This is a genomic window from Sphingobium sp. WR1 (assembly GCF_059693745.1).
Map to the genome: position 1 here is coordinate 1 of NZ_JCATID010000031.1, position 19,364 is coordinate 19,364.

Annotated in this window: 21 protein-coding genes; 13 read left to right on the forward strand and 8 right to left on the reverse strand. The window is 62.2% G+C overall.

Annotated elements, in window-relative coordinates; genetic code table 11:
- Window positions 1-47: 47 nt before the first annotated feature.
- Both AC58EF_RS24545 and AC58EF_RS24550 read right to left on the reverse strand, forming a co-directional pair.
- Complete coding sequence (locus tag AC58EF_RS24545) at window positions 48-491, reverse strand: hypothetical protein (RefSeq protein ID WP_497279081.1); 444 nt, start codon at window positions 489-491, stop codon at window positions 48-50.
- 79 nt (window positions 492-570) lie between these two features.
- The gene (locus tag AC58EF_RS24550; protein ID WP_497279082.1) at window positions 571-987 is read right to left on the reverse strand and encodes a hypothetical protein; all 417 of its coding nucleotides are present in this window, start codon (window positions 985-987) and stop codon (window positions 571-573) included.
- A 105-nt stretch (window positions 988-1,092) separates the two neighbouring features.
- Between AC58EF_RS24550 and AC58EF_RS24555 the strand changes: the two genes are divergently transcribed.
- On the forward strand, window positions 1,093-1,293 hold the full coding sequence (locus tag AC58EF_RS24555; RefSeq protein WP_497279083.1) for a hypothetical protein: 201 nt from the start codon (window positions 1,093-1,095) through the stop codon (window positions 1,291-1,293).
- A 269-nt stretch (window positions 1,294-1,562) separates the two neighbouring features.
- A complete protein-coding gene (locus AC58EF_RS24560; protein ID WP_497279084.1) occupies window positions 1,563-2,315 on the forward strand; it encodes a Hint domain-containing protein in 753 nt (250 codons plus the stop codon).
- 254 nt (window positions 2,316-2,569) lie between these two features.
- Here AC58EF_RS24560 and AC58EF_RS24565 read toward each other — a convergent pair whose 3' ends face one another.
- Together AC58EF_RS24565 and AC58EF_RS24570 are read right to left on the reverse strand one after the other, a co-directional pair.
- On the reverse strand, window positions 2,570-2,698 hold the full coding sequence (locus tag AC58EF_RS24565; protein ID WP_497279086.1) for a hypothetical protein: 129 nt from the start codon (window positions 2,696-2,698) through the stop codon (window positions 2,570-2,572).
- The gene (locus tag AC58EF_RS24570; protein ID WP_497279087.1) at window positions 2,685-3,443 is read right to left on the reverse strand and encodes a hypothetical protein; all 759 of its coding nucleotides are present in this window, start codon (window positions 3,441-3,443) and stop codon (window positions 2,685-2,687) included. The genes AC58EF_RS24565 and AC58EF_RS24570 overlap by 14 nt, the downstream gene beginning before the upstream one ends.
- Window positions 3,444-3,483: 40 nt before the next feature.
- Here AC58EF_RS24570 and AC58EF_RS24575 point away from each other — a divergent pair, with 40 nt between their 5' ends.
- The 3 genes from AC58EF_RS24575 (at window position 3,484) to AC58EF_RS24585 (ending at window position 6,303) form a co-directional block, all read left to right on the forward strand.
- Complete coding sequence (locus tag AC58EF_RS24575; RefSeq protein WP_497279089.1) at window positions 3,484-3,924, forward strand: hypothetical protein; 441 nt, start codon at window positions 3,484-3,486, stop codon at window positions 3,922-3,924.
- Between the two features lie 257 nt (window positions 3,925-4,181).
- Window positions 4,182-5,453, forward strand: coding sequence for an ammonium transporter (locus AC58EF_RS24580; protein ID WP_497279090.1), 1,272 nt, complete (start codon window positions 4,182-4,184; stop codon window positions 5,451-5,453).
- 4 nt (window positions 5,454-5,457) lie between these two features.
- Window positions 5,458-6,303, forward strand: coding sequence for a glycosyltransferase family 2 protein (locus AC58EF_RS24585; protein WP_497279091.1), 846 nt, complete (start codon window positions 5,458-5,460; stop codon window positions 6,301-6,303).
- Window positions 6,304-6,305: 2 nt separating this feature from the next.
- Here the strand turns inward: AC58EF_RS24585 and AC58EF_RS24590 are convergent, their stop codons facing one another.
- The gene (locus AC58EF_RS24590) at window positions 6,306-7,637 is read right to left on the reverse strand and encodes an MFS transporter (RefSeq protein ID WP_497279093.1); all 1,332 of its coding nucleotides are present in this window, start codon (window positions 7,635-7,637) and stop codon (window positions 6,306-6,308) included.
- A 189-nt stretch (window positions 7,638-7,826) separates the two neighbouring features.
- Here AC58EF_RS24590 and cyoA point away from each other — a divergent pair, with 189 nt between their 5' ends.
- Genes cyoA through AC58EF_RS24625 form a run of 7 tightly spaced genes read left to right on the forward strand, consistent with a single transcriptional unit; the run spans window position 7,827 to window position 14,575 of the window.
- Window positions 7,827-8,927, forward strand: coding sequence for a ubiquinol oxidase subunit II (gene cyoA / locus AC58EF_RS24595; protein WP_497279094.1), 1,101 nt, complete (start codon window positions 7,827-7,829; stop codon window positions 8,925-8,927).
- 5 nt (window positions 8,928-8,932) lie between these two features.
- Window positions 8,933-10,933, forward strand: coding sequence for a cytochrome o ubiquinol oxidase subunit I (gene cyoB / locus AC58EF_RS24600; protein WP_497279096.1), 2,001 nt, complete (start codon window positions 8,933-8,935; stop codon window positions 10,931-10,933).
- A 5-nt stretch (window positions 10,934-10,938) separates the two neighbouring features.
- Window positions 10,939-11,562 (forward strand): cytochrome o ubiquinol oxidase subunit III, encoded by a 624-nt coding sequence (gene cyoC / locus AC58EF_RS24605; protein ID WP_497279097.1) that lies wholly within the window; start codon window positions 10,939-10,941, stop codon window positions 11,560-11,562.
- Window positions 11,559-12,011 carry a cytochrome o ubiquinol oxidase subunit IV gene (gene cyoD / locus AC58EF_RS24610; protein ID WP_497279098.1) on the forward strand — a complete coding sequence of 151 codons (453 nt, stop codon included), beginning with the start codon at window positions 11,559-11,561 and terminating at the stop codon, window positions 12,009-12,011. The genes cyoC and cyoD overlap by 4 nt, the downstream gene beginning before the upstream one ends.
- Window positions 12,008-12,730 (forward strand): SURF1 family protein, encoded by a 723-nt coding sequence (locus AC58EF_RS24615; RefSeq protein WP_497279099.1) that lies wholly within the window; start codon window positions 12,008-12,010, stop codon window positions 12,728-12,730. The genes cyoD and AC58EF_RS24615 overlap by 4 nt, the downstream gene beginning before the upstream one ends.
- Window positions 12,727-14,052, forward strand: a complete 1,326-nt coding sequence (locus AC58EF_RS24620; RefSeq protein WP_497279100.1) for an ATP-binding protein — start codon at window positions 12,727-12,729, stop codon at window positions 14,050-14,052. The genes AC58EF_RS24615 and AC58EF_RS24620 overlap by 4 nt, the downstream gene beginning before the upstream one ends.
- Window positions 14,042-14,575 (forward strand): response regulator transcription factor, encoded by a 534-nt coding sequence (locus tag AC58EF_RS24625; RefSeq protein ID WP_497279101.1) that lies wholly within the window; start codon window positions 14,042-14,044, stop codon window positions 14,573-14,575. The genes AC58EF_RS24620 and AC58EF_RS24625 overlap by 11 nt, the downstream gene beginning before the upstream one ends.
- Window positions 14,576-14,843: 268 nt before the next feature.
- On the opposite strand, the gene AC58EF_RS24630 is transcribed toward AC58EF_RS24625, so the two are convergent.
- Window positions 14,844-15,887 (reverse strand): extracellular catalytic domain type 1 short-chain-length polyhydroxyalkanoate depolymerase, encoded by a 1,044-nt coding sequence (locus AC58EF_RS24630; protein ID WP_497279102.1) that lies wholly within the window; start codon window positions 15,885-15,887, stop codon window positions 14,844-14,846.
- A 338-nt stretch (window positions 15,888-16,225) separates the two neighbouring features.
- On the opposite strand from AC58EF_RS24630, the gene AC58EF_RS24635 reads away from it, so the two are divergent.
- Window positions 16,226-16,906: a GNAT family N-acetyltransferase gene (locus AC58EF_RS24635; RefSeq protein ID WP_497279135.1), complete on the forward strand. Its 681-nt coding sequence runs from the start codon at window positions 16,226-16,228 to the stop codon at window positions 16,904-16,906.
- Between the two features lie 167 nt (window positions 16,907-17,073).
- On the opposite strand, the gene groL is transcribed toward AC58EF_RS24635, so the two are convergent.
- Both groL and groES read right to left on the reverse strand, forming a co-directional pair.
- Window positions 17,074-18,717, reverse strand: coding sequence for a chaperonin GroEL (groL, locus tag AC58EF_RS24640; protein WP_497279104.1), 1,644 nt, complete (start codon window positions 18,715-18,717; stop codon window positions 17,074-17,076).
- 101 nt (window positions 18,718-18,818) lie between these two features.
- Window positions 18,819-19,106, reverse strand: a complete 288-nt coding sequence (gene groES, locus AC58EF_RS24645) for a co-chaperone GroES (protein WP_497279106.1) — start codon at window positions 19,104-19,106, stop codon at window positions 18,819-18,821.
- Window positions 19,107-19,364 lie beyond the last annotated feature (258 nt).

Consider the following 19,364-nt stretch of genomic DNA (forward strand, 5'->3'; position numbering starts at 1 on the left):
GATCAACCCGGCTCTAGCCGGAGATCGCCATGGCTACGCCGGCGAACCTACACCACCCCGTGGGACACGACCGAAAAATCGATATTATCCGGTCCTATCGATAGCGCTTCCGATATTCTGCATCCAGTTACGGCTAGAAACCAGCAAAAACTATAAACTTCTATACTTTCATTTTTTGCAACAGACAAAAATGATACCGTTTCACTGTTTGTGAGGTATTTTCTCTGTCCTCTACGATCATACATTGACCAGGGCACATAAGCCTCCTCCTTACTTTCTTTGATTTTATGAACGTTGCCATTTTCAAGGTTATCAAAGCGTCTACCAGACATCGTTGATACAGAATTGACTATTCTGTCACTCGATAGGGCGGTCTGGGGGGTGACATGGCCAGCACGAGGACCAGTGACACAAAGCGCAGGATCGACCGTTTTCGTAACGGTGGCCTTGTTCTGGTTTTGAGCGAGCCGGCTGGAGAGGATGCTGCTCAAGCGCCTTGCGATGGCGTCGCGACAATGCGCTTCATTTTTCTGCACCAACTCGGAACGATTCCGCCGGCCCGCCCTGCCGTCAGCCGCTCAAGCCAAAGCACGTCTTTCCACGACAGCGGCAGAAACGGATTCTGGCCGGAAGTGCGCGATCACGCACGCATGACGGTAATCCTGCTCCACGGATCATCATCAACAACGCCGAAGCCGCGCCGCCATCATCATAGCCGTGAATGGCAGAGTTCATCGCTGAAACGCGGACGTTGGGACACCGGGCCGCAAGCGATGATTTCGCGGCCGGCGGCCGCGCGACGCGGCGGACCGCCACATTCAATCCCGACATCGGCTTTGCTCCAGAACGGATCAGAGCGCGGCTGCCTAAAAATAAAACATTGCCGTTCGTCAGCTTATTACAAGAAATCTTTCTCCAAATCCGATGAAAATTCATGATATAATAATAAATAAAATGATAGTTGAAATATATCTTGAAAAATTTCATTCATTACGGATTATGTATATATGGAATTTATTCCACGATGAGACATGAAACTATATCAATCCGTGGAGTAGATAAGAAGACAAATCCTGAAGCGAGGAGATTGACATGGCTGTACTAAATCTCGATCTTGGCACCAGCGACTACACAATCGACAGTAGCAACGCCGACTCGACCAATACCGTCAACCTTACCGCCTTGGGGTCGCAAACCCTTACCGTGGATGGCGTCAGCGCCGTCCTGAGCTCGATTGCCGGCATCACCGCTGCGGCGGCGCCCACTTTTCCGCCATCAATGGCGGCGATCTGACCGTCGACTATGGCCTTCTGGGCGCATCGGCGCTCACCGCCGTAACCTATAATGTCGGTGACATATCGAACGTCTCGGTCTCCGGCCCGGATCTGCTTGGCCTCACCATCGGCACCCAAACGGTCAATTTTTCTGGTAGTGGCTCCGGCTCCTTCTCCTACGAAAAGGGTCTGATCGACACCGTCAGTTCGTTCAACGTCAACGGCTTCAGCTGGGGCGACAGCCTGGCGGCCAATGGCTATACGTTTGACGAATTCACCTATGATTCGGTGGCGGGAAGCGCGTCGCTGGTTCTTGAACGCGGCCTCCTGGGTGCGGACAAGTTCACCTTCAACCTCAACGGCATCAACCCCCAACTGGCGACAATGATCCAGGCCGACCCGGACAGCTTCTTCGTCAACGGCGAATTCGTCGCGCCGGTCTGCTTCCTACGCGGCACGATGATCGAAACCGAAAAGGGCGAAGTCGCCATCGAAGACATCCAGGTCGGCGACATGGTCCGAGGCCGCAGCGGCATGCGCGAAGTGCGCTGGGTCGGCTATCGCCATGACTGGGTGCACCATATCCCCCAGACGAAGCTCGAGGATTTCTGGCCGATCCTCGTCAAAAAAGATGCGGTGAGCGACAATGTGCCCAGCAAGGATATTCGCGTATCGCCCTGGCACCATCTCTATGTCGACGGTCTGCTCATCCGCGCGAAGGAACTAGTGAACGGCTCCACCATCGTTGCCGACAAAAGCCTGAAGCGCATCTCCTATTATCATATCGAACTTGACCAGTTCGACGTGATCCGCGCCCATGGCATCTATTCGGAATCCTATACCGATGGCGGCAACCGGGACTTCTTCCAAAACGTCGAAGTCACCAGCCTGACGCCCAAAAGCCGCACCCGTCGCGAAGGTAGCCGCCCCGGCTTCCACGCCGTCCGCGATCAGCAGACGATCGACGTAATGCACAAGCGGTTGGCCGACCGGGCGGCGCTGCTCGACAGCGAAACGCTGCCGCTCAAGCGCACGGCCTGATCCTGTACCCGCGCCAGCTTTCGGGTCGGCGCGGATTCACCGATGATTTTGCAGATCTAGTGGTCCGATTCTGACATTCGACACCGCTTGAGGCCATGTCCCACACGAATGTCAGAATCTATTCGGACCACTAGAAATATTTGATTCTAGTGGATTTTACGATTTTGACATTTGCAGACCCATCCCAACCGCCAGGGGATGCAAATGTCAAAATCAATCCACTAGCAAGCGACCGGGAAGAGGATGGCAATGGATCAGCACGTCACATCTTTCGCCAGTTCCCAGCCGATAGCAGCCAGCGATCCCGCCGGTTTCCCCGGCGCGGTGGATGTGACCGTCATCGAAGCCGTTGCGACCGCCGCCGCTTCGCTACCGGCCGTCATTGACACACCCGATCCCCTGGAAGGCGCCACGATCATCGCCTATCCGGATTATAGGGCGTCCAACCCCTATCAGAATGGCCTGTATGGAGCCTTCCGCGCGAAGGGGCGTGTCGAGTTCGGCACGATTCAGCAGGCGCTGGACCGATCCTGCGCCGCCGCCGCCAACCGGCGCACGATTTTCCATCTCCATTTGCCCGATCCGCTCTTTGCCGATGTGACCGACGGGTTCGACTATCAGGTCCGGGCCAGCAATTTTCTCCAGGCGGTGCAGGCTTTCAAGGCGACCGGCGGCATTTTCCTGTGGACCGTGCACAATCGCCTGCCGCACGATGCGCGCTTCGGGACTCTGGCCATGGCGTTTCACCGCCAGCTGGCGGAGGCCGCCAACCTCATCCACATCCACATCCACAGCGCCTCCGCGCTGGCCGACATCCGGCAACTCTATGCCGTCGATGAGCGCAAATGCATCATCGTGCCGCACGGCAGTTATGAAGGTTGCTACGGTCCGGCGTTCAACAAATATCAGAGCCGGCAGTTGCTCGGTCTCAGCGATGTGGATTCGCTGATCCTCTTTTTCGGTCAGATCCGGCCTTACAAGGGGCTGGACGAGCTGATCCACGCATTTCACGACATTAGCGGCCGCGCGGACCGGGACCAGGTTCATCTGTTGATCGTCGGCAAGCCTCTGGGCGGCTTTTCGCCCGGCCATGCACGGCTGATGGAGGAAAATAATCCGCGCATCCATATTCTCGCATATTCTCGACGGCTTCATTCCGGACACGAAAGTGCCGTTGCTTTTCGGCGCCGCGGATGTCGTGGCCCTGCCCTATCGCGACGTTCTGACCTCAGGCAACCTCATGCTCGCAGCCAACTACGGCAAGCCGGTCGTCGCCCCCCGCCTGCCGGCTCTGTCGCTGCGCTCGACCCATTCGCGCTTCGGCAGCGTCTATCACGACCTGACGCCCGAGCAGATCAAGGGGCATGTTCAGGATTGGACGATAAGTCCCTCCCTGTCCGGTCAGAAGAGCCGCATCATCCCGCGCGACTATATCTTCATTCCCGCCGATCATGTCGGCCGGATGCGAATATCCGCCGGACTGACCCGCGATTTCGATGACATGATCGACCGCTATTTCGACTCCTTCGCATTGAGCGACGTGTCCGCTCTCTATGTGCCCGACCTGATCGCCTGTCACCGCGACGATGTTCTGCCCTGGTCGTCATGATGGCCGATCGCATGATTATACCAGACCGATTCCCTGTTCTTCGAGCTTGGTTCCGCTGATACCCACGCGGCGGAACCACCCCGGCGGCGTGCCCCCCGAAATCGCATGGTGCGATGTTGCCGCCGGGGTCTTTTCTCCATCATTTTCGGCTACGGCCTCCACAAATCCGGGGCGCGTGTCGCCGGCGACACAGGCTTATCGATTTTTTCACGCTGTTGAGGCTATGAGGAGCCATCGTCGATTTCCCGGACCTTTCGATGCGCCTTCCTGCCGCCCTTTTCTTCGCGATCCTGCTCACCGCTCCGCAACTCGCTTTCGCGCAGGTTGCCGCGGCCGACAGCGGCGATACGGCCTGGATGGTCCTCTGTGCGCTGCTGCTGCTCTTTGCCGCCCTGCCGGGACTGACGCTGCGCCACGCCGGGCAGGTCAATGTCCGCAACGCCCTGTCCGTCATGGCCCAGGGCGCGGGCGTGGCCGCGGTGGTATCGCTCGGTTGGGCGATAGCGGGCTACAGCCTGGTCTATGCACCGGGCAGCGATTGGCTGGGCGGCGGCGCGAACCTGCTGCTCGCCAATCTGGGGCAGTTGCGCGACGGACTCACCGTGCCGGAATCCGCTTTCGTCCTGTTCCAGATGGGACCGGCGCTGATCGCCGCGTGCCTGCTCGTCGGCGCGGTGGCGGAACGGAGCCGGATCGGCTGGTTCCTGCCTTTCGCCCTGCTCTGGCTGCTGATCGTCTATGTTCCTGTCGCCCATGCCATATGGGCCGGCGGCTGGCTCGCAAGCCTGGGCGTCATGGATTTCGCGGGCGGCCTGGTCGTCCACACGGTAGCGGGTTTTTCCGCCCTTGCGCTCGCCTTGATCGCCGGCGCGCGGCGCGGACCTGCCGGTCCCGGCCATAGCCCCGTCCTGGGCATCGCAGGCGGGGCGCTGGTCTGGATCGGCCTGTCGGGGCTGGTCGGCGGCTGGGCGCTGGGCGCCACGGACGATGCCGCCACCGCCCTTCTCAACCATCATTTCGCGGGATGCGCAGCTGCACTGAGCTGGGCCCTGCTGGATCGGATTCTGGGCGGGAGGAGCAGCGCGACCGGCCTGTTGTCGGGCGCGCTGGCGGGGATCGCGGCCATTTCCGCCTCCGCCGCCCTGGTAGGGACCGGCGGCGCCATGCTGATCGGCATGATCGCCGCAACCATATCCCGCCTGGGAGCGAGCATGATCGGTCGCCGGGTCGACGACGGCGCGAACATCTTCGTCATTCATGGCCTGGGCGGAACGACGGGCGCGCTCCTGCTCCCCGTCTTCGCCCTGCCCCTGCTTGGCGGCGTCGGTTTCGATCCCAGCATTACCCTCACCGGCGCCTTGGTCAGTCAGGCGGCCGGCCTTGTCATCGTCGCGCTCTGGGCGATGGTCGGCAGCGCGATCGCGGCATTGGTCGTCTCCGTCATCATCCCGATGCGCATCAGTTCGCAGACCGAGGCCGAAGGACTGGACGCGGGACAGCATGGCCAGCAGGCCTGGGATTTCCGCTGATCCCATGACGATTGCCGTCGCCATATTCGCGCATCAGGAAGAGCGCCGGATCGCCGCCTGTCTCGCCTCATTGCCGCTCGACCGGCCGGAAACGCTTTTCCATGTGCTGGTGAACGGCACCACCGATGCGACCGTCGAGCGGGCGAGCACCGTTGCCGCCGGACGAGCGAATGTCATCATCCATGACCTCAAACAGGGCGGCAAGTCGCGCACCTGGAACCATATGGTCCATGACCTGCTGACGGGCGAGGAGGATGTCGTGATCTTCATGGATGGCGACGCGGAAATCACGGCCGGATCGTTCGACGCGCTGGTGGCCGATCTGGCCGCCCATCCCGGCGCCAACGCCGCCGCGGGAATGCCGATGAACGGGCGGATGGCCCCGGCCTATCGCGAGGATCTGCGCGTCGAACGGGGCATGTTCGGGGATCTCTATGCCTTGTCGGGTCGGTTTCTGGGCGCGATCCGTGCTCGCGGCCTGCGCCTGCCCGATGACCTGATCGGCGATGACGGGCTGGTGGCGTCCTGGGCGCATACCGACCTGAAGCCGGACAGCGAATGGGTGCTCGAGCGGATTCTGGCCTGCGAGGGAGCAGGCTTTCTGGCCGAACAGGTGAGCCTCTTCCGGCCCTTGACGTGGCGGATGCAATATAAGCGGATGACGAATTATTCGATCCGTTTCTTCCAGAACCGGATCGTGTCGGATATCATGACGCGCGAGGGACCGGACGGCCTCCCCGCGCGTCTTGCGAGCCTTTATCCTCTATGGCTCCCCCGCTTCCGCCCGCGCCCCGGCCTCACCGGATGGTTCGACCGCAAGGCGCTTCGACGGATGCGGACCGCGCTTTAGTTTTAACGGTCCCGGCCGGCCAGCTCCTTGTTGACATAGAGCGCGACGATCGTCGCGATCGCGCCCGACAACAGGTAGATGCCCGATGCGGCGAGGCCGAACTTCACCGACAGCAGCAGCGCCACGAGCGGCGCAAAGCCCGCCCCGACCAGCCAGGCAAGGTCGGAGGTCAACGCCGAACTGGTATAGCGCGCCTCGGTCGCGAAATTGGACGCGACCACGCCCGACGACTGGCCGAACGCCAGACCCAGCAGCATGAAGCCCAGGATCATGAAGGCGACCTCGCCCAATTCCCCGCCGTTCAGCATCAACGGCGCCATCAATGCGAAGATGGCGATTCCCAGCGCCGACCAGCCCAGCAGCGAGCGACGGCCGATCTGGTCGGCGACGAAGCCCGACACGACGATGGCGAGCAGGCCGACCGACGCGCCGATCATTTCGATGATGAGGAAGCGGTCGAGCGGTTGATCGGTGAACAGCGCCACCCATGACAATGGGAACACCGTCACCATATGGAACAGCGCGAAGCTGGCCAACGGAGCGAAGGCGCCGATGATGATGTTGCGCCCTTCCGCCTTGACGGTCGGCAGGACAGGTGACGGTTGCAGATCCTTCTGTTCGAACAGGCGTTCGAACTCATGCGTCACCACGATGCGCAGACGGGCGAACAGCGCCACGACGTTGATCGCGAAGGCGACGAAGAAGGGATAACGCCAACCCCAGTCGAGAAAGTCAGCCTCGGTCAAGTTGAGCAGGAAGAAGGCGAACAGTCCGCTGGCCACGATCAGCGCCAGCGGTGCGCCAAGCTGCGGCACCATCGCATACCAGCCGCGCTGATGCTGCGGCGCGTTCAGCGACAGCAGCGAGGCCAGGCCATCCCAGGTTCCACCAAGCGCAATGCCCTGCGCGGCGCGCAAAATGACCAGGACGACCGCAGCATAGTGGCCAATCGTGGCGTAACCGGGCATGAAGGCAATCGACGCGGTAGACCCACCCAGCAGGAAGAGGGCGACGGTCAGTTTCGTGCCGCGCCCGTAGCGCCGGTCGATCGCCATGAAGATCAGCGAGCCGATCGGCCGCGTAATGAAGGCCACGGCGAAGATGGCGAAGGAATAGAGGGTGCCGGTCAGCGCATCCACATAGGGGAAGACCAGGCTCGGGAACACGATCACCGAAGCAATGGCGTAAACGAAGAAATCGAAAAATTCGGAGGTGCGACCAATGATCACACCGATGGAAATATCACCCGGCGCAATCCTGTGGTCGCGCGCATTGATCCGGCGCGCATCATCCTCAAGTGGCGTGGAGGTGAAGGCAATGGCCTGTGAATTCATAGGCATCCGCTCCCTTGGTGGGCCGACGGCGCCTGTTTTGGGTCTTCCGACGGCCAGAGAATGGCAACATAACAGAAAACCCGCAGAGTCTAAGCAGTATCCCACATCTCCAAACATTTTTTGCGTCCGCACACAATTGGACAAATTGCCCACTATCCGACTCCCCGTGGAAAGGTTAGGCGCGCGCCCATGTCACACCCACACTCACCCAAATGGATCAGACTCTTGCGCTGGTCCGCTCCGATCCTTGCGGCGCCCCTGGCAGGCTGCAACTGGGTCGTGATGAACCCGTCGGGCGATATTGCGGTGCAGCAGCGCGATCTGATCCTGATCTCGACCGCGCTGATGCTCCTCATCGTCGTGCCCGTCATGGCCATGGTTGTCTGGTTCGCGTGGCGCTATCGCGCCGCGAACAAGGCGGTCGAGAAGGACTATGACCCCGATTGGGATCATAGCACCAAGCTGGAACTGCTGATCTGGTCGGCGCCGCTCCTCATCATCATCTGCCTCGGCGCGCTGACCTGGGTGAGCACGCACAAGCTCGACCCCTATCGTCCGCTCGACCGGATCGACGCGAAGACCGCGATCGACCCGAAGGTCAAGCCGCTGGTGGTGCAGGTCGTGGCGCTCGACTGGAAGTGGCTGTTCATCTATCCCGAACAGGGCATCGCCACCGTCAATGAACTGGCGCTACCGATCAACGTCCCGGTTCGCTTCGACATCACCGCGTCGACGGTGATGAACAGCTTCTACGTCCCCGAACTCGCCGGCCAGATCTACGCCATGCCGGGCATGAAGACGCAGCTCCACGCCGTGGCCAACAAGCCCGTCACCGGCACCGGCTTTTCCGCCAACTATTCGGGCGCGGGCTTCAGCCACATGCGCTTTGGCTACAAGGCGCTGGACCGGGCCGGTTTCGACGCCTGGGCCGCCAAGGTGAAGGCGAGCAGCGCAGCGCTCGACCGCAACCTCTATCTGACCCTCGCCAAGCCGAGCGAGAAGACTCCCGTCGCCTATTTCTCCGCCGCCGATCCCATGCTGTTCGACGCGGTCGTCAATCTTTGCCCCAAGCCCGGCCAGCGCTGCATGGGCGAGTTGATGCACGTCGACATGATGGGCGGCGCGGGCAAGGAATCGGCGAAGGAGACGCAGGGCCTTCAATATGATTTCCCCAACAGCCATGTGATCGACCAGGCCGAGCGCAACGAGGGCCAGCAGACCGCCCCCGACGCCCCTACCGCCGATCACTCCTCTCACAGCGGCGCTGACGCGCACGCGCAGCATCGGTAAGGCCCATGACTGGCACACTCACAACGACACAGATGATCTTCGGTCGTCTGACATGGGATGCGTTCCCATGGCATGAGCCCATCGTCGTCGCGACCTTCGTCGCGGTGGTGCTGGGCGGCGCGGCGGTGGTCGCGGCGCTGACCTATTTCAAGCTCTGGGGCTATCTCTGGAAGGAATGGTTCACCAGCGTCGACCACAAGAAGATCGGCATCATGTATATGGTGCTGGGCCTCATCATGTTCCTGCGCGGCTTTGCCGACGCGGTCATGATGCGGTTGCAGCAGGCGCTCGCCTTCAACGGGTCGGAGGGCTATCTCAACGCCCATCATTATGACCAGGTGTTCACCGCCCATGGCGTGATCATGATCTTCTTCGTGGCGATGCCGTTCATCACCGGTCTTATGAACTATATCGTCCCGCTCCAGATCGGCGCGCGCGACGTGTCCTTCCCCTTCCTGAACAATTTCAGCTTCTGGATGACCACGGGCGGCGCGGTGCTGGTGATGGCCTCGCTGTTCCTGGGCGAATTCGCGCAGACCGGCTGGCTCGCCTATCCGCCGCTTTCGGGGATCGACTATAGCCCGGCCACAGGTGTCGACTATTATATCTGGGCGTTGCAGGTAGCGGGTGTCGGCACGACATTGTCGGGCATCAACCTGATCGCGACCATCGTGAAGATGCGCGCGCCGGGCATGAGCCTCATGAAGATGCCGGTTTTCACCTGGACCTCACTCTGCGCCAACGTGCTGATCGTCGCCTCCTTCCCGATCCTGACCGCTACCCTGGTCCTGCTGTCGCTCGACCGCTATGCGGGCACCAACTTCTTCACGAACGACTTCGGCGGCAACCCGATGATGTACGTGAACCTGATCTGGATCTGGGGCCACCCGGAAGTCTATATCCTCATCCTGCCGCTGTTCGGCGTCTTCTCCGAAGTCGTGTCGACCTTCTGCGGCAAGCGCCTGTTCGGCTACACCTCGATGGTCTATGCGACCTGCACGATCATGGTGCTGTCCTATCTCGTGTGGCTGCACCACTTCTTCACCATGGGTTCGGGCGCCAGCGTCAACAGCTTCTTCGGCATCACGACGATGATCATCTCGATCCCGACGGGCGCGAAGCTGTTCAACTGGCTGTTCACCATGTATCGCGGCAAGATCCGTTTCGAACTGCCGATGATGTGGACCGTCGCCTTCATGCTGACCTTCACGATCGGCGGCATGACGGGCGTTCTGCTGGCGGTCCCGCCCGCGGACTTCGTGCTCCACAACTCGCTGTTCCTGATCGCGCACTTCCATAATGTGATCATCGGCGGCGTGCTGTTCGGCCTGTTCGCGGCGATCAACTATTGGTGGCCCAAGGCCTTCGGCTTCAAGCTGAACGTCTTCTGGGGCAAGGTGTCGTTCTGGTGCTGGCAGGTCGGCTTCTGGATGGCCTTCACCCCGCTCTACATCATGGGCCTGATGGGCGTGACCCGCCGGATGCGCGTGTTCGACGATCCATCGCTCCAGATATGGTTCGTCATCGCCGCGATCGGCGCCGCCATCGTCGCGGCCGGCATCGGCGCCATGCTGGTCCAGTTCGCCGTTTCCATCTGGAAGCGCGACGAACTGAAGGTGGAAGGCGATCCCTGGGATGGCCGCACGCTGGAATGGGCGACCAGCTCGCCCCCGCCGGAGTATAATTTCGCCTTCACCCCGGTCGTCTACGACGCCGACAGCTGGGCCGACATGAAGAAGAACGGCTATCAGCGTCCGCTGACCGGCTATCAGGCGATCCACATGCCCAGCAGCACCGGCACAGGCGTCATCCTGGCCGCCCTCGCCACGCTGTGCGGCTTCGCGCTCATCTGGTATATCTGGTGGCTCGCGGGCTTCAGCTTTGTCGGCATGATCGCGTTCGCCATCGGCCACACCTTCAACTACAAGCGCGACTTCTACATCCCTGTCGAGGATGTGACGCGCACCGAGGAAGAGCGCACGCGCATCCTCGCGGCGGGAGTCTGACACTCATGAGCAGCGCAACTGCGAACCTGGAACCTCGGGCCTATCATTTGCCCGAGGAACCCCACCTCCACGAAGGCCACAGCACCATGCTGGGCTTCTGGATGTACCTGATGAGCGACTGCCTCATCTTCGCCATCCTCTTCGCCACCTATGCCGTGCTCGGCGGCAATTTCGCCGGCGGTCCCGGCCCCAAGGACCTGTTCGACCTGAACCTCATCGCGCTCAACACCGCGATGCTGCTCTTCTCGTCGATCACCTATGGCTTCGCCATGCTGGCGATGGAAAAGAACAAGATCAGCGCCACCCAGGGCTGGCTGTTCGTCACCCTGCTGTTCGGCGGGACCTTTCTGTTCATCGAACTGTACGAATTCTCGCACCTCATCCATGAGGGCGCGGGTCCGTGGCGCAGCGCCTTCCTGTCGGCCTTCTTCACCCTGGTCGGCACCCACGGCCTGCACGTCACCTTCGGTTCGATCTGGCTGATCACGCTGATGGTGCAGGTCGCCAACAAGGGACTGATCCCGGCCAACAAGCGCCGCCTGATGTGCCTCAGCCTGTTCTGGCACTTCCTCGACGTCATCTGGATCGGCGTCTTCACCTTTGTCTATCTGATGGGAGTCCTGCGGTGAGCGACGCTGTCCATCCCCATGGTGGCCATGACCACCACGACGACCATGCGCATGGGCATCATGATGGCCACAGCCATGGCAGCTATGGCAGCTACATGATCGGTTTCGGCCTGTCGGTGATCCTGACGGCCATCCCCTTCTGGCTGGTGATGTCGGGCACGCTCGGCGATCCGCAGTTGACCGGCTTCATCATCATGGCCTTCGCCGCGGTGCAGGTGATCGTCCATATGATTTACTTCCTGCACATGAACACCCGCGTCGAAGGCGGCTGGTCGTTCATGGCGATGATGCTGACGATCGTTCTGGTCGTCATCACCCTGTCCGGCTCCATGTGGGTCATGTATCATCTCAACACCAACATGATGCCGCACGCGGACATGGAAATGAGCGCGGAGATGAGCGCGTCGCACGACATGAACGCCATGGCGAACATGAGCGAAATGCCGTGACAACGGCCGAGAACGGGGGGCGCTCCACGCGCTCCCCGATCTTTACGATCGGCCTGACGCTGATCGCCCTTCTTCTCTTTTCCGGTTTTTGCGCGCTCGGCGGGTGGCAGATCCACCGCCTCGCCTGGAAGCGCGACCTGATCGCCCGTGTCGATGGCCGCATTCACGCAGCGCCGATCCCTGCCCTGACCAGCGCCACCAAGGACGATGAATATCGCTGCGTCACCGTGAGCGGCGTCTTCCTCCACGACAAGGCCGCCCTGGTGCAGGCCTCCACTATTCGCGGCCCCGGCTTTTGGGTTTTGACGCCCCTGCGGCAGGACGATGGTGCGATCACGCTCATCAACCGGGGGTTCGTGCCCAACCGCAAGGCCCGCTATGACCGTCCCCAGGGCGCAGTGCAGGTCGTTGGCCTCCTTCGCCTGACGGAGCCGGGCGGCGGCTTTCTTCGCGACAATGACCTCGCCGCCGACCGCTGGTATTCGCGCGATGTCGAAGCCATCGCCAAAACGCGCCAGTTGGGTGGCGTCGTCCGCCCCTATTTCATCGATGAAGGCGCTGGCGCCTCCCCCACCAGCCTGCCCGTCGGCGGCCTGACCGTGGTCAGCTTTCCCAACAATCATCTCCAATATGCCATCACCTGGTTCGTGCTGGCGGCGATGACCCTGGGCGCCTATATCCTGGTGATGCGCCAGACAGGAAAAGATCGCCGGGAATGACCGAGCCGTCCGCCAAGCGCATCCGCTGGCTGCCCAGCCAGTGGCCCGCCGATGCAGCCGGCCGACGGAACATGGCGCTGCTGGTCCAGTTGCGCTGGATCGCCATTGCCGGGCAGATCGCGACGATCCTGATCGTTCATTACGGCATGGGCATCCGCCTGCCGTTGAGCACCATGCTGGTGGTGCCCTGCATCGCGGTGCTGATGAATATCGGTAGCCTGATGATCCTGCGCCGACGCGCGGACATCACCCATGCCGAACTGTTCCTGGCGTTGCTGTTCGACGTGCTGGCGCTCACCACCCAGCTCTATCTCAGCGGCGGCGCGACCAACCCCTTCGTCTCGCTCTATCTGGTGCAGGTCGCGCTGGGCGCAGTCCTGCTCCATCGCTGGAGCGTCTGGGGCGTCGTCGTCATCTCCTCGCTCTGCGTGGCGATGCTGTCCTTCGCCTATCGGCCGCTCGACCTCAGCGAACCGCTGGAAGGGCATTTGTTCGACCTGCACATCGTCGGCACATGGATCTGCGTCACCATGATCGCGGTGCTGCTGGTGCTGTTCATGACCCGGATGACCCATAATCTACAGCTGCGCGAATCCTATCTCGCACGCTTGCGGCAGCAAGCGGTGGAAGAGGAGCATATCGTGCGCATGGGGCTGCTCGCATCGGGCGCCGCGCATGAACTGGGCACCCCCCTCGCCCAACTGGCCGTCGTGCTGGGCGATTGGCGGCATATGCCCCAGATCATCAGGCATCCTTCGCTGGTCGAGGAAGTCGAGGAAATGGAAACGGCGGTCAAACGCTGCAAATCGATCCTGACCGGCATACTGATGTCCGCTGGCGAAGCGCGCGGCGAAGCGCCCGAAGTGACCGACGTCCGCGCCTTCATCGAACAGATCGCCCAGCAATGGCGCGCCGCCAATCCCGGCATGCCGTTAAGGAGCGACTTTGGCCCGCATGATTATCCGCGCATCATCGCCGATCCGGTCATCCGCCAGGCCGTGACCAACCTGCTCGACAATGCCCGCGAAGCGGGCGCGACCTATATCAACTTGATGGTCAGCCGCGACAATCAGTGGCTGCATATCGCGGTGCGCGACAATGGCAAGGGCTTCAGCACGGACATGCTGACCGACTTCGGCAAGCCCTATCGGTCGAGCAAGGGCAAGCAGGGCGGCGGCTTGGGCCTGTTCCTGGTCGTCAATGTGGTCCGCAAGCTGGGCGGACGGGTGGACGCCAGTAATGGTGCGGAAGGCGGCGCGATGATCCAGTTGCGCCTGCCCTTCGCGACGCTGGCGCTGGAGGACATGACCGATGGCGAGTGAAAAGAAGCTTTTGATCGTCGAGGATGACGAAGCCTTCGCCAAGACGCTGAAACGCTCCTTCGAACGACGCGGCTATGATGTGCTGCTCGCCGACAGTCTCGAATCGGTGGATGCCCTGCTGGCCGAACACCAGCCCGGTTTCGCCGTGGTCGACCTGAAACTCGGGCCGCAATCAGGTCTTGCCTGTGTCCAGGCGCTTCACGCCCATGATTCTGCCATGCTGATCGTCGTGCTGACAGGCTTCGCCAGCATTGCGACCGCGGTGGAGGCGATCAAGCTCGGCGCCACCAATTACCTCGCCAAGCCATCCAACAGCGACGATATCGAGGCCGCCTTCGCCCGTTCCGGCGGCGACCCCGCGACCCCTCTGGCGCCGCGCCCGACATCGATCAAGACGCTGGAATGGGAACATATCCATGAAGTGCTGAAAGACAGCGACTTCAACATCTCCGAAGCGGCGCGACGCCTGGGGATGCATCGCCGCACCCTTGCCCGCAAGCTGGCGAAACGGCAGGTCGGTTGATCGTCTGATCGTTGGGCGCCCTGAGAGTCTGTTTGGAAAATGCGCAAAAGCGCATTTTCGGCGCGGCGCCGGCCCGCTCCCCCACCCGGCCACCCAACGGCAGTATCATATGGGTGGCCGGGTGGGGGAGCGGGCTGGTGCGGCAAATCCGGCTTCAGCCGGATTTCCAAACGGACCCTATGCCGATCGCTTGCGCGACAGAAAGAAGCGCAGCATTTCCCGCGACGCATCCGGCCCCGCGGGGTCGGTATGCGATCNCAAACGGACCCTATGCCGATCGCTTGCGCGACAGAAAGAAGCGCAGCATTTCCCGCGACGCATCCGGCCCCGCGGGGTCGGTATGCGATCCGGCGGCGCTGCCGCCCGACCAGCTATGGCCGCTGCCGTGGATGATCCAGTCTTCCAGCAGGCTTTCTCCCATATAGCTCCGGTAAACGCGGCGCGTATAATGGCGGCCTCCATTCGACAGGCCGCTATGCGCGCGCGATATCAGCGGGCCGGCGGTCGAGCGTTCCAAATTGGTCAGGAAGCCGTTGGCATTGGACGGGTGGACGACCCGGTCATTGTCGCCATGAAAGACGATCGTGGGCAACTGACGCGGCAGTTTTCCGGTGGGACCGGCGCCGTTTCTGCCCCGCATCGCGGCGATGGCGCCGCCAAGCGAGCGGACATTGCCCCGCGGGACACCGGAATGGACGCCGACCGCCACATAGAGATCGGGATAGGCGGCGCCGATGATCGCCGCCGCCGCGCCGCCGGCGGAAATGCCCGCTATATAAACGCGCGCCGGATTTGCCCGGCCGAGCGCAATGGCATGGCGGGTCAGGGCGGCGATGAGCGCCGGTTCGCCCCGGCCCCGTTCCTGATTGGCGGGATCGTGCCAATTCCAGCAGAGTCCGAAATTCGCCGAGGCTGATTGTTGCGGATAGAGTATCAGGACGCCCAGTTCGTCGGCCAGCCGGTTCATGCCGGTGCCCGCGGCGAAGTCGGTCGCGGTCTGGGAACAGCCATGGAGCATCACCACCAGCGGCATCCGGCGGCGCGCCGACCCCTTTGGCGTATAGAATCTGTAGCTGAGCGTCCCGTGACGACAGCTATAGTCCTCGCTCAGAAATGTGCCCGGCGCGGGCCTTGGCAGCATTTTTTTCGGCGCCTTGGCGGAGCCGGGCGCACTCACCGGCTTCGGCCGCTTCGTCTTTTTCGTCGCCGGAGGGGGCATCAGCGCTTTCTGAAAGGCCAGCGCGGCCGACAGGGGGCGCCGTTTTTTGACCAATCGGCCGGCCTTGATAATCGCCCCGAACAGATCAGCCATTCACGCTCCATCGTCCAGCCGACGCCATCCACCATCAACGACAGGCGGACAGGATCGATCCCGGAAGACCGGCCGGGCCGAACCAAGCCGTCGGCCCCCGGAGGGCTGGTTTCGGCTGGACGGGCATCGTCCGCCCCACCAACGGGCGCTCTCGCTCCACGGTCCTTGCCCGAACGTCGCCGCGCATCATGACAGCATCATGTCGTGGCGGTGGATTCCACATCGCTCCCGCCCCTCTTATCATCGGGGATCGGCTCGCCGCCCATATCGGGAATTGCATGTCCGGCCGTGTCCGGTTTATGCGCCTTGCGTCGATCCTTTCCCGATGAGAGGCCTTTATCCATCCGCTCGACCATCCCGTCTGGCACGCCCTTCAATCCGGCTGGTCGGCGCTGGCGCAAGGCAACGACCAGGCCATGCGCCTCGATCCCCGCTATGGCCCGTTCGGCGCGACGGCCGATGGCAAGCTGGAAGCGCTGCACGCCCTGATCCCGGAGGATGGCGAATTGTGGCTGGTCGGGCGGGATGCGGAGCGCCCGCCGCCGCCGGTCCTGCACGTTGCGCGCACCGCTCCGCTGGCCCAGATGGTCGCGCCGCGGCTGCTCCCCGCCCAGGACATGCCGCCCGGCTGGGTGCTGCTGGGAGAGGAGGACGCGGCGGAGATGCTGGAACTCGCGCTGCTGACCAAGCCCGGTCCCTTTCGTCCCCTCACCCACCGGCTCGGCCGCTTCATCGGGGTGCGCGAAGGCGGGCGGCTGGTCGCGATGGCGGGCGAGCGGATGCGGATGCCCGGTTTTGCCGAAGTCAGCGGTGTATGCACCCATCCTGACTGGCGCGGACGCGGCCTGGCGGGGGCGCTGATGCGGATCGTGATGCAGGCGATGCTGGACCGGGGCGAAACCCCCTTCCTTCACGCCTATGCCGCGCATGACAAGACGATTGCGCTCTACCGGACGCTGGGATTCGAGGTCCGCGCCGAATTGCCGATGATGGTGGTGACGCACCCGCCCGCAGCGTAATTCCACCTTTCGCCGTCGTTCAGGACATCCATGGCTGTTGGACAGAATAAAAAGGCCGGCGGATCGCCCCGCCGGCCTTTTCCTGTTCGCGTGAGCGATAAACTTCGAGACCATTTTCGGTCGCGATCGAACCGCAGGCCGGGCAGGCCCGGCCCGCTACGATCGCTTTAGAAGTCCATGCCGCCCATGCCGCCCATGCCGCCCGGCATCGCGGGAGCAGCCGACTTGTCTTCCGGCAGCTCGGCGATGGTGGCTTCGGTGGTGATCAGCAGACCAGCGACCGAGGCGGCGTTCTGGAGCGCGGTGCGCACGACCTTGGTCGGGTCGATGACGCCGGCCGAAACCAGGTTTTCATAGGTGTCGGTGGCCGCGTTGAAGCCGAACGAGGTGTCGTTCTGGTCCAGCAGCTTGCCCGAGACGACGGCGCCGTCCTGGCCCGCATTCTGAGCGATCTGGCGCACCAGCGAGGTCAGCGACTTGCGGACGATGTCCACGCCGCGGGTCTGGTCGTCATTGGCGCCGGTCAGGCCGTCGATCGCCTTGGTCGCGTAGAGCAGGGCCGTACCGCCACCGGGGACGATGCCTTCCTCGACAGCCGCGCGGGTCGCGTGCAGCGCGTCGTCGACGCGGTCCTTGCGCTCCTTGACTTCCACTTCGGTCGCACCGCCAACCTTGATGACGGCGACGCCACCGGCCAGCTTGGCGAGGCGCTCCTGCAGCTTTTCACGGTCATAGTCGGACGTGGTGGTCTCGATCTGAGCGCGGATCTGCTCGGTGCGGCCCTTGATCGCGTCATGCTCACCGGCGCCATCGACGATGGTGGTGTTGTCCTTGTCGATGGTGACGCGCTTGGCGGTGCCCAGCATACCGAGCGTGACGCTTTCGAGCTTGATGCCGAGGTCTTCGGAGATGACTTCGCCCTTGGTCAGGACGGCGATGTCTTCCAGCATGGCCTTGCGACGGTCGCCGAAGCCGGGCGCCTTGACAGCCGCGACCTTCAGGCCACCACGCAGCTTGTTGACGACCAGGGTCGCCAGCGCTTCGCCTTCGATATCTTCCGCGATGATCAGCAGCGGACGGCCCGACTGAACCACGGCTTCGAGGATCGGCAGGATCGACTGCAGGTTCGACAGCTTCTTCTCGTGGATCAGGATATACGGATCAGCCAGCTCGACGGCCATCTTTTCCGGGTTGGTGATGAAGTAGGGCGACAGATAGCCGCGGTCGAACTGCATACCTTCGACGACGTCCAGCTCGAATTCGAGGCCCTTGGCTTCCTCGACGGTGATGACGCCTTCCTTGCCGACCTTTTCCATGGCTTCGGCGATCTTCTCACCGACTTCCACGTCGCCATTGGCCGAAATGATGCCGACCTGGGCGACTTCGTTCGAACCCGAAACCGGCTTCGAACGGGTCTTGATGTCATCGACGACCTTGGCGACGGCGAGGTCGATGCCGCGCTTCAGGTCCATCGGGTTCATGCCGGCGGCGACCGACTTCATGCCTTCACGCACGATGGCCTGGGCCAGGACGGTCGCGGTGGTGGTGCCGTCACCGGCGATGTCGTTGGTCTTCGAAGCGACTTCGCGGACCATCTGGGCGCCCATATTCTCGAACTTGTCCTTCAGTTCGATTTCCTTGGCGACCGAAACACCGTCCTTGGTGATGCGGGGCGCGCCGAAGCTCTTGTCGATGACGACGTTGCGGCCCTTCGGCCCCAGAGTCACCTTGACCGCGTCGGCCAGGATGTCGACGCCGCGCAGGATGCGCTCACGAGCGTCACGCGAAAACTTTACGTCCTTCGCTGCCATGATCTTTCACCTTCTTTGAGAATTGCAAAATTTGCGAAATTCACACCGTTGCAGGTGTCGGAATTCCGCCAAAAACTGGAATGACTATCCGGTTCGCAGACTTAGCCGACAATACCGAGGATATCGCTTTCCTTCATGATCAGCAGGTCTTCACCGTCGACCTTGACCTCGGTGCCCGACCATTTGCCGAACAGGACGCGATCGCCGGCCTTGACGTCCAGCGGCGTCACCTTGCCGTCTTCGGCCTTCGCGCCGGTGCCGACGGAGACGACTTCGCCTTCCTGCGGCTTTTCCTTGGCGGTGTCGGGGATGATGATGCCACCGGCGGTCTTCTCTTCAGCCTCCACGCGGCGGACGAGAACACGGTCGTGCAACGGACGAAATGCCATGTTGATTGCCTTTCCCTGGCGTTTGGGATCAGAGTGAGCGCACGGGAACCGGGATCCTGCCCCAAATGCCCTGTCCGCCCGTCCTTCTCCCGATGAACTCTTGCTTGCTAGCACTCGCCATCGGAGAGTGCCAGCGGCTTGAATATGGAAAAGTCGCTCCGCTGGTCAAGAGCAGAAACATGGAAAAATTTTCTCCGCCTGCCCTTTTGGCGAAACGGCCGTTCCATAGCCCCTGATGCGGCGCGGGTCATGGGCCGC